Raw genomic sequence first — 8,312 nt, 5'->3', positions numbered from 1 at the left:
CATCTCCTGTTATTTGCCCTTCTTCAATTTCGGCTCCTGCATACAGCAATACCCCGTCTTTTTTAAGGCTATATTTTTTGTCCAGCTCAAGACTCCAGTGATCATTGGCATAAACTCCGTCTTTGCTCTCTTTTTTAATAAGTATCGATTCGGTAGTATCAGGAAAAAACAATTCAGCCCTGTTGCCATCATCTTCAAAAACTACAAAAACACTTTTACTGGTTCCCTCTCCTTCAAGCTGATCTATTGTGTTTAATCTATATCCTTCCTCAAGAGGTCTCAGGCACTCCTTCCTTAATTGTGACCACCTGTAACCTGCAGAGGTCACACAGCCATGAGAATCTTTAACAGTACCTAAAACAACATTTTTATCGGCTTTAACCTCCTCATCTTCATTTTTCCGGTCTTTTAACATCTGCTCACATGAAAGTGTAAACATCATCAAAGCCGAAAGTAAAATCAGTTTTTTCATGACCTTAAATTATTAAAGGGAAACTAATGTACAAAAAATATTAATACGGTTTAAACTCATATAAAACTGAATCGATTCTCTCAAAAGACACCGAACCATCTTCTTCAGGAAAGTATTTTAAAATAACTTCTCCCCAGCGTAATCCGTTAGAAAAATCGGCTATAACCCATCTATGGTTCAACACTTTTATCTTCGCTATTGTAAAGGGCCTTCCATCCATTGCAGGATAGCCTATCAGAGGATTACCTGCCGGATTGATATTTTGCTTATACATCTCATCTCTCACTTTAATAGCAATAGCAGCTGCATCCTGACCTTCATAATACATCTTGGCATTATAATTATTTTCAAGAGAAAAATAGTTATCATTTGCTATCTTTTCTTTTTCTGCCTTAAGGCTGTCTTTAGCAGTTTTTACCTTTGTTTCCATTTTTTGGATACGATCATCCTCATATTTTTGCTTATTGGTAAAAAACATGTAAGTGAACACATTGATAAGCAATGCGAAAATAAAAAGGTATAAGAAAAGGTTCTTTTTCATTTTATAATAATCTTATATAGTTATTTGTAAATTATCGTAGGCCAAAAATACATTATTTGGCAGTTTTTCCTGGACTTCGGCATGAAATCCCATAAGACTGCTAATATGAGTAAGATAGGCTTTTTCAGGCTTTATTAATTCAATAAATTCAAGAGCTTCTTTAAGGTTAAAATGCGTATCATGCTGAGCTTCCCTAAGAGCGCTTACTACTAATACCTTTACACCTTTCAGCTTTGCAATTTCTTCCTCTGCAATATATTTTATATCCGTCAGGTAGGCAAAATCGCCAATTCTGTAACCAAATATATCAAGTTTACCATGCATTAAGCCTATAGGTATTATTGTTTTACCTTTTAAAATAAAATTTTGATTTTCTTTTACTTCATTTACATGTACCGATGGTGCTCCGGGGTATCTGTTCTCTTCTTCAAATATATATTCAAAACGCTTTTTTAAGCTTTCTATTACACGCTTATGAGCATAAATAGGCATGTCGCCCTGCATAAACACATAAGGCCTTATATCGTCTATTCCTGCTGTATGGTCAGAATGTTCGTGAGTAAATAAAATACCATCCAGTTTTACACATTTGCAGGTAAGCATCTGCTGTCTGAAATCGGGTCCGCAATCTATTACGTACGAAGCATCATCCCACTGTATCCAGACAGATACGCGCAGGCGTTTATCGCGGGGATCACTGCTAAGGCATACAGGATGTGTACTCCCTATTACCGGTATGCCCTGAGATGTTCCTGTACCTAAAAACCAAACTTTCAAAACTGGGTTATTTTTTCACAAAAATAACATTATTTGTTTTATAAAACGTAGTGTTTTCCTAACTTTGCAACATATCATTTCTGCTATGAAATTAACTGAAGACGACATAACCCTTAAGGGCGACAGGGTAATAGAGCACGTACCTTCTATAAAAGACAAAGCCCTACGCATAAATCTTAACGAAAATATCTACGGAACTTTCTCTGAAATAGGTGCAGGACAGGAAACTGTGCGCCACTTTTTCCGTTCCGGAGGATCTTCAGGTACCATTGCAAAAGCGATGTCTGCCTATGATAAAGATTTTAGCGATGCAATATATGGTGTTGAGGAAGATGGCCGTTATGTTACCGAAAGCAGGCTTAAAAAAATGCTTTCGCACGAAGTTAGAATTATTGAAAGCAGACTTAAACGCGATAAGCACCCCAGCAAAGTATTTTTTAGTTATGCTAATACTGTAGCAACTATAGATTTTGCAAAACAATTTAAAGGCCACGGATGGGTAGGCATTAAATATCAGGTTGAACCTGATGAAGATTATAACGAAATTACTCTGCACATACGTTTTAAAGAAACAGATGCACGCCTACAGCAGGAAACACTTGGAATACTTGGGGTAAACCTTATATATGGAGCTTTTTATAAATACAATGACCCTAAAAAGCTCTTACGCTATTTATACGACCATCTTGATAAAGACCAGCTTGAAATTGATACCATCAATTTTTCAGGTCCTCGTTTTGCAGATGTAGATAACAGGCTTATGAGCCTGCAATTGGTTAAAAACGGAATGACAGACGCGGTAATGTTCGACCCTCAAGGGCATAATGTATTACCTGCTGCCGTACTTTATAAAAAGAATATCCTTGCTCTAAGAGGAAGTTTCCGTCCTGTAACCAAGGTAAACATGGATATGTATGAGAAATCATATAAAATGTTTCTTGAAGAAAATAAGGTAGATAAAGATAAAGCCCTTGTAGTATTTGAAATCACTTTATCTAACCTGCGTTCTGAAGGTGAAATAGATGAACGCGATTTTATGGACCGTGCCGAATTACTTTGTTCGTTAGGCCAAACCGTAATGATCTCCAATTTTCAGGAATATTATAAAGTGGTTGAATACTTCTCAAGCTATACCAAAGCCCGTATGGGACTGGCAATGGGTGTAAGTAACCTTGTAGATATTTTTGATGAAAAATATTATCGACACCTTAGCGGGGGTATTCTGGAAGCATTCGGTAAATTATTTTACCGCGATTTAAAAGTATTTCTTTACCCAATGAAAGACGAAGATGGAGAGGTTATTGATTCAGAAAACCTTAAAGTTCATCCACGAATGAAAGAACTTTACAAGTTCTTTAAATTTAATGGAAAAGTAATTGATATTACAGATGTAGATCCTGAAAACCTTAACATCTTCTCTCGTGAAGTATTAAAAATGATAAATAAAGGCAAATCGGGATGGGAAGAAATGCTTCCACCAGGTATTGCAGAAGTTATAAAACAAAACCATTTATTTGGTTATGATCCTAAAAAATTAGTAGAGCAGCCGTAAGGCTGCTCTTGCTTTATTACTTGTTATAAATTAAAGATAATTCTTTTGCAAAGTCTGCAAATTTTCTAGTGCCATAAGCATTTGCTTTATCAGCATAATATTGCTCCCAAATCTTACCCTCTCCTATTGCCCTGCCCATTTCGGCAAAATTATCAGCCATATGCTGAGAAAAACCTCCCTGAATAATGCCCTGCTTCAGTTGATCATCCGGAAGCATGACCCATGGCAAATCAGGTCTACCTAAAGCCTCTCCCATTGCTTGTGCAAGTTGTCCGCCGGTAAGTTCATCACTCACTACATATTTAATTTGCTTTCCGCTAAAAGAGAGTGTATCTAATGCTTCTGCAGCAGCATCTGCAATATCATGCGGATGTGTCATAGCTATTGTAGCCGAGGCTTCAAAATTATTAGCCATAAAACCCAAACGCTGAATCATCCCTACATTGCCATGCTGATTAGTGTAAAACATACCCGGACGTAAATGCAATACATTAACACTTTCAAGTTGGTTCAATCTGCCTTCCGAAAAATAAAAGGCACTCGACGGTCCATTGCCTTCAGGACTTTGTGCTCCTATTCCACTTAGATTAGCCACATATTTTACACCTGCAGCTTCAATAGCGCGGGCATAGATGTCTGATAATATTTTCATTTCTCTTTTAAGGTCATCTGTCTTTGCATTGGGTGGAATCATAACATAGACAGCATCAGCACCGGTAAAAGCTTTCACTACAAAATCGTAATCATATAGTGATCCAACAGCAGGAATCGCCCCCAGTGACTCTATAGCTGTAACTTTATCAGGGCTTTGGGTTATCACGGTAACGTTATGCCCTTTCAATATTAATTGTTCTGTAAGCCTTTTGCTTATGTTGCCTAAAGAACCTGTAACTGTAATTTTCATTTGTTTTTAAATTTTAATTAATGTTAGAACAAATGTATATTTGTACTTACTTTTACACAAGTACTTACCCTAAAGTATGTATATATGACACAAATTAAAGAAAGCTCAACCATACAGGAGAATAAGCGCTTTGCACATGAAGAATGCCCTGTAACCTACGTTATGGAAAAGATAGGCGGCTATTGGAAGCCTATTATTCTATTCCATCTGCTCAATGGAGCGAAAAGATACGGAGAATTGCGTAAGGCTATTCCTGCTATCACAGAAAAAATGCTGATACAGCATTTAAAGCAATTAGAAAGAGATAATCTTATAGTGCGCACTGCACTCCCTGTTGTTCCACCTCATGTAACTTATAGCCTTACTGAAATGGGTAATGCATTAGGCCCCGTTCTTTATGGGATGGGAGAATGGGCCATTAAAGATAGCAAAGCAAACAACAAACCTTTTTTTAAAGATTTGAAAGATTTTCCAAAAACCCTATAATTAAGTAAATGACCAATAAAATAATAGGCATCATGGGCGCTATGCCTCAGGAAATAGAAGGTGTTACAGCACTATTAGAAAACCCGGTTCGTAAAATAATAGGTATGCGCACCTATACTACCGGAACCATAAATGGTATAAATGCAGTAGTAGTATTTTCGCGCTGGGGTAAAGTAGCAGCTTCGGCTACTGTGGTGACACTAATTCATGTTTTTAATATAACTGATCTCATTTTTACCGGAGTTGCAGGTGCAATAGACCCAACGCTTAACATTGGTGATATTGTAATTGCTAAAAGGCTTTATCAGCATGATATGGATGCCCGCCCACTAATGCAGCAATTCGAAATTCCGTTATTAGGCAAAACATTCTTTGAGTGTGATACTGACGAACTCGAAAAAGTAAAAAATACTATTAGTCCTCTGGTTGTTAATAATATGCTTAAAAACAACATCGATGCAGCTATATTGGCTGAGTTTAATATTACCACCCCTAACCTGCATATAGGTGATATTGCCAGCGGAGATCAGTTTTTTGCAACTAATGAACAAAAGCTTAACCTCCATAATAAACTGCCTACCATACTTTGTGTTGAAATGGAAGGAGCTGCTGTAGCACAGGTGTGTTTTGAACATAAAATTCCGTTTATAATAATACGCACAATATCTGATACTGCCGATGAACAATCACATGTGGATTTCCCTAAGTTCATTGAAAAAGTATCAAGTAAATATTCTGTATGCATTATTGAGCATTTGTTATCTTAAGATAATGCTACATCCACCCATTATTAAAAGCAATACCTAAAATCTCTGTAGTAGATTTTGCTTCTGTTTTTTTAAGCATGTTTTTACGGTGTGAATCTACAGTATACTTGCTTATACATAATGCATCGCTTATCTCTGCACTATTCATTCCTCTAGCGAGAGCTCTAAGTACATCTTTTTCACGCCTGGTAAGAACAGGTTTAGAAAGTTTAAATATGTTTTTTACATTCACATTACTATAAGATGGCTCTCCATTCATACCAATGAAAGACAAAACAGGAATGTTATCTTTTTTTAAATGCGATATATCTGTATTTATAACAAATGTGCGCACATTGTCCTTTTCATGTTGAATAATTATAAACTGATTTAGTATCCTTAAATAATTACCATCTGCTTTTTTAAGCCTGAAATCATGCTGTATTTTATATTTAAAAAGTTTTTCGCCAGACAGGCTGTTTAAAAATTTGGTAATCGCTGATTCAAAGTTAAGGTAATAAGGCAGATCTTCCGGATGCATTATATTCATTACAAAGGGTAATGTAAGCTCACCGGAAGGATAACCCAATACATTTTCAACTTCAGGACTCATTACCTCTATGATAGATTTTCTAACATTTACGATAAAATAATAATAATCCCCTGCCTGAAAAATATCAAGTAATTTCTCTTGCAGACTTATATCAAAAGAAGCATCTTTAATTGGTTGATTTGTAGATATTGTGCTCCATATCATTTGTAACTCTTCATATACATTCAGCGTCATAACTATTACATTTAGTAAGTCAAATTAACACAATCCTGGTAAAATAAAAATTCAGGAAAAGCCTATCATTTATATAGATTTTATCCTTAAGTCATATAAGAATAATACCTATAAGGCTTATTAAATAATACTACTATAGTTATGCAATATAGTCTGCATTTTTACAAAAAATTGATTAAGAATTTGGAAGCATTTATTTAATATTTAAATATAACTTCAGTGTACTTCATCGACAATATCAATCACTTTATCTAATTAATATTTTAAAAATTGTTAAAAAAATGAGAAATATTAAAGCACAAGAGCACTAAAAGATAAATATTTACGTATTAAATATTTATTTGAAAAACAGGTAAAAATACGTGGTTCCTATTCTAAAAATTTCCGATATTTGCTATATAGATTATCCCCCTAAAATCTACCACTATGGCAACTACAAGACAAATCGGCTCGGCCAAAGGCACCTTCAGATTTTCCCCTGCCAATCCAACGATTGAAGCATCGGATTTGTCAACTAATGGTGAATTTAAATTTACTGTAACAATTAATATTAAAGATCATAGCGGACAGCCTGCTGCCGGCGAAAAAGTAAAGTTTTCTGTACCTACCTTACCCTCATGGCTCAGTATGCCTGATGTTTTAGGTATTACAAATGCAAATGGCAATGTAACGCTAACAGTAAGAGGAAGAGTTACAGGTGATTCAGAAAATGGCTATGTAAACTTTACTTTAGTAAACAGCAATACACCTGAACGAAATGGCTCAGGCATGATTGCATTTACCGGAAAACCTGCATCGGGTATGAAGCGGTTATTTTTATTTTAATAGTTGTGCTGAATGTTCTTTGGTTTTTACAGCTGTAATTACCTCATCAATAATACCATTTTCATCTATTACAAACGTGGTACGGTTAATTCCGTCAAATACGCGGCCCATAAACTTTTTAGGCCCCCATACACCAAATGCATTAATAACGCTTTTGTCTTCGTCTGCAAGCAGCGGAAAAGGAAGGTCATATTTTTCTTTAAACTTAGTTTGCTTAGACTGGCTGTCAGCACTAACACCCAGTAATTCATAATTTTGAGACTGAAAACGATGGTAATTATCACGCAGATCACAGGCTTCGGCAGTGCAGCCCGGAGTACTTGCTTTTGGATAAAAGAAAACTACAAGTTTCTTTCCTTTATAATCTGATAATTTGTGCGTTTTCCCATCCTGGTCAACTCCCGAAAAATCAGGCGCTTTATCTCCTTTTGTAAGTGTTGTCATAAGTGTATATTTGTAAAGCTAAATGTACAAAATGATATATAAAACCATATTACAATTATTAACCATTTGTGTTATAATTACCGGATGCAGCCAAAAATTACCTAAAGAACTGCTTCAAGCTAAATTTGAAAATGATATTTTCATCAATGCAAACTTATCATTAACTTCAGATAGTTTATACACACTTATAGAAAAAAGACCATTAGATACGATTGAAAATACATACACAGGAAAGTATATATTGAAAAACGACACGCTTTACTTTCCTGACGAAATACCTTTATTAAAAACAAAAAAAGCAATATTAAAAAATAATAGTATAGACTTTAATAACGGTGTTAGATTTTTAATTACTAAAACTTCTTTAAAAATAAATACTAGAATAAATCTTTTACAGCATCCTGATATTGCAGTCTTTGAGTTTAATCCTGAATACCTCTATTTTATCTTCGATAAAAATGCGAAACCTTATGATCTTATTGAAAAAGACATTCTGCAAATAGAAAGAATTTTTAATTCCTGTCCTACACGAGACGGTTTTCTTGATACTAAAGGCTATAAGAAACAAATTGTAGCAGTAATAAATGCGAATGGTGAAAAGGAAATCTGGGTGAATTGTACCTGTAAAAACTCTTCCGATTTTCAGAATCGAATATTATTTGTAAATGATGAGGGGTCTTGTTATATGCAAATGAAAATAAATCTCACCACCAATCAATGCTATAATGTACACTTTAATGGCTGGGCATAACGTATATTTGTAAAGCAAAATATACCT

Annotated in this window: 11 protein-coding genes; 5 read left to right on the top strand and 6 right to left on the bottom strand. The window is 35.1% G+C overall.

Annotated elements, in window-relative coordinates; translation table 11 throughout:
- From NHE85_RS12320 to NHE85_RS12310, 3 genes are all read right to left on the bottom strand, one after another.
- A partial coding sequence (locus tag NHE85_RS12320) for a hypothetical protein (RefSeq protein WP_252812338.1) occupies positions 1-472 on the bottom strand: 472 nt, incomplete at its 3' end.
- 40 nt (positions 473-512) lie between these two features.
- Positions 513-902, bottom strand: coding sequence for a hypothetical protein (locus NHE85_RS12315; protein WP_252812336.1), 390 nt, complete (start codon positions 900-902; stop codon positions 513-515).
- 123 nt (positions 903-1,025) lie between these two features.
- A complete protein-coding gene (locus tag NHE85_RS12310) occupies positions 1,026-1,790 on the bottom strand; it encodes an MBL fold metallo-hydrolase (RefSeq protein ID WP_252812335.1) in 765 nt (254 codons plus the stop codon).
- An 85-nt stretch (positions 1,791-1,875) separates the two neighbouring features.
- Here NHE85_RS12310 and NHE85_RS12305 point away from each other — a divergent pair, with 85 nt between their 5' ends.
- Entirely contained in the window at positions 1,876-3,342 is a 1,467-nt protein-coding gene (locus NHE85_RS12305; protein WP_252812334.1) for a TonB-dependent receptor, read from the top strand.
- Positions 3,343-3,358: 16 nt separating this feature from the next.
- Here NHE85_RS12305 and NHE85_RS12300 read toward each other — a convergent pair whose 3' ends face one another.
- Positions 3,359-4,246, bottom strand: coding sequence for an NAD(P)H-binding protein (locus NHE85_RS12300; RefSeq protein ID WP_252812333.1), 888 nt, complete (start codon positions 4,244-4,246; stop codon positions 3,359-3,361).
- A gap of 84 nt (positions 4,247-4,330) precedes the next feature.
- Between NHE85_RS12300 and NHE85_RS12295 the strand changes: the two genes are divergently transcribed.
- Together NHE85_RS12295 and NHE85_RS12290 are read left to right on the top strand one after the other, a co-directional pair.
- Positions 4,331-4,732, top strand: a complete 402-nt coding sequence (locus tag NHE85_RS12295; protein WP_308219357.1) for a helix-turn-helix domain-containing protein — start codon at positions 4,331-4,333, stop codon at positions 4,730-4,732.
- A gap of 8 nt (positions 4,733-4,740) precedes the next feature.
- Complete coding sequence (locus NHE85_RS12290) at positions 4,741-5,499, top strand: 5'-methylthioadenosine/adenosylhomocysteine nucleosidase (RefSeq protein WP_252812332.1); 759 nt, start codon at positions 4,741-4,743, stop codon at positions 5,497-5,499.
- 7 nt (positions 5,500-5,506) lie between these two features.
- Here NHE85_RS12290 and NHE85_RS12285 read toward each other — a convergent pair whose 3' ends face one another.
- On the bottom strand, positions 5,507-6,265 hold the full coding sequence (locus tag NHE85_RS12285; protein WP_252812330.1) for a LuxR C-terminal-related transcriptional regulator: 759 nt from the start codon (positions 6,263-6,265) through the stop codon (positions 5,507-5,509).
- 426 nt (positions 6,266-6,691) lie between these two features.
- Here NHE85_RS12285 and NHE85_RS12280 point away from each other — a divergent pair, with 426 nt between their 5' ends.
- A complete protein-coding gene (locus tag NHE85_RS12280) occupies positions 6,692-7,090 on the top strand; it encodes an Ig-like domain-containing protein (RefSeq protein ID WP_252812329.1) in 399 nt (132 codons plus the stop codon).
- Here NHE85_RS12280 and bcp read toward each other — a convergent pair.
- On the bottom strand, positions 7,082-7,534 hold the full coding sequence (gene bcp / locus NHE85_RS12275) for a thioredoxin-dependent thiol peroxidase (protein WP_252812328.1): 453 nt from the start codon (positions 7,532-7,534) through the stop codon (positions 7,082-7,084). The genes NHE85_RS12280 and bcp overlap by 9 nt on opposite strands.
- Positions 7,535-7,565: 31 nt before the next feature.
- On the opposite strand from bcp, the gene NHE85_RS12270 reads away from it, so the two are divergent.
- Positions 7,566-8,285: a hypothetical protein gene (locus NHE85_RS12270; protein WP_252812327.1), complete on the top strand. Its 720-nt coding sequence runs from the start codon at positions 7,566-7,568 to the stop codon at positions 8,283-8,285.
- Positions 8,286-8,312: the final 27 nt, after the last annotated feature.

The sequence above is a fragment of the Flavobacterium sp. NRK1 genome (assembly GCF_024054175.1).
Taxonomy (GTDB): domain Bacteria; phylum Bacteroidota; class Bacteroidia; order Flavobacteriales; family Flavobacteriaceae; genus Flavobacterium.
This window is presented reverse-complemented; position numbering and strand designations above follow the sequence as displayed.

Excerpts from the sequence above, each read along its gene's own strand:
- NHE85_RS12315 (WP_252812336.1), bottom strand. The coding sequence starts at position 902 with ATGGAAACAAAGGTAAAAACTGCTAAAGACAGCCTTAAGGCAGAAAAA.
- NHE85_RS12305 (WP_252812334.1), top strand. The coding sequence starts at position 1,876 with ATGAAATTAACTGAAGACGACATAACCCTTAAGGGCGACAGGGTAATA.
- NHE85_RS12300 (WP_252812333.1), bottom strand. The coding sequence starts at position 4,246 with ATGAAAATTACAGTTACAGGTTCTTTAGGCAACATAAGCAAAAGGCTT.
- NHE85_RS12295 (WP_308219357.1), top strand. The coding sequence starts at position 4,331 with ATGACACAAATTAAAGAAAGCTCAACCATACAGGAGAATAAGCGCTTT.
- NHE85_RS12290 (WP_252812332.1), top strand. The coding sequence starts at position 4,741 with ATGACCAATAAAATAATAGGCATCATGGGCGCTATGCCTCAGGAAATA.
- NHE85_RS12285 (WP_252812330.1), bottom strand. The coding sequence starts at position 6,265 with ATGACGCTGAATGTATATGAAGAGTTACAAATGATATGGAGCACAATA.
- NHE85_RS12280 (WP_252812329.1), top strand. The coding sequence starts at position 6,692 with ATGGCAACTACAAGACAAATCGGCTCGGCCAAAGGCACCTTCAGATTT.
- bcp (WP_252812328.1), bottom strand. The coding sequence starts at position 7,534 with ATGACAACACTTACAAAAGGAGATAAAGCGCCTGATTTTTCGGGAGTT.
- NHE85_RS12270 (WP_252812327.1), top strand. The coding sequence starts at position 7,566 with ATGATATATAAAACCATATTACAATTATTAACCATTTGTGTTATAATT.